The following is a 1191-nucleotide window of genomic DNA, read 5'->3' on the forward strand; positions in this document are numbered from 1 at the left end:
CATGGCCCCGGCGAGGGCGTCGCCGGCCAGCCGCCGGCGCGTGCGCCCGCGCAGCAGGCCGCCGGTGCGGAAGCCGCCGCTGCCCGGCGCGGCCACGGCCTTGAGCCGCCGCTCCAGCGGGTTGACCCGGTAACGCCCGTAGCCGGCGAAGGCCTCGTCGCCGCCCTCGCCGGAGAACACGACCTTGAGGTCGCGCTGCGCCTGCTCGGCGAGATAGAGGGTCGGGAGGCTGGCGAAATCGCGCATCAGCTCATCCGCCGCCCAGATCGTGCGCGGCAGGCGCGCCAGCAGTGCGGCGCCGTCCGGCGCGAAGGGGTGATGCCGGCTCGCGTTGCGCCGGGCCACCTGCGCCGCCAGGGGCAGCTCGTCGACCATGTCCGGGGCCTCGAAGCCGACGGAATAGGTGTGCAGCGGCTCGTCGCGCAGGCGCGAGAGCGCCCCGAGCAGGGTGGCGGAATCCACCCCGCCGGAGAGGAACAGGCCGAAGGGCACGTCCGAGCGCTGGTGCTGGCGCATCACCCGGTCGAAGAGCTCGTCGAAGGCGGTGCTGGCCGACTCGAAGTCCGTCTCCCACGGCTCCACGGCGCTGGCGTCCCAGTAGCGGCGCCGGCCGCGGACCCGGCCGTCGACCACCTCCATCACCTCCCCCGGCAGGACCCGCTCGACCCCCTCCAGGATGGTCTCGCGCCCGGCGGCGTACTGGTGCTGGAGGTAGCGCGCGAGCCCCACCGCGCGCACCGACGGGCGTGCCGGCAGCAGCGGCAGCAACGCCTTGATCTCGGAGGCGAAGCGCACGCCGTCGGCACCGGCGGCGACGAACAGCGGCTTCTGCCCGAGGTGGTCCCGGGCGAGCAGCAGCCGCCGGCGGGGGACGTCGTAGAGGGCGAAGGCGAACATCCCGCTCACGTGCTCGAGGAAGTCGTCGCCGTAGACGCGGTAGGCGTGCAGCAGGACCTCGCAGTCCGAGTGCGTGCGGAACGCGCAGCCGGCGCGCTCGAGCTCGGCGCGCAGCTCCACGTGGTTGTAGATCTCGCCGTTGGCGATCAGCACCAGAGCGCCGTCGGCGGTGACCAGGGGCTGGTGACCGCCGGCGAGATCGATGATGGACAGCCGCGTGTGCCCGAGCGCGACGTTGCCCTCGCGCCAGACGCCGCGGTCGTCGGGGCCGCGGTGGCCGAGCCTCGCCACGGC

1 protein-coding gene is annotated in these 1191 nt (G+C 74.5%); it reads right to left on the minus strand.

The annotated features are described in order from the left end of the window. A partial coding sequence (gene asnB, locus G7A99_RS20195; RefSeq protein WP_163143627.1) for an asparagine synthase (glutamine-hydrolyzing) occupies window positions 1-1191 on the minus strand: 1191 nt, incomplete at both ends.

Source organism: Arhodomonas sp. KWT (assembly GCF_010993615.1).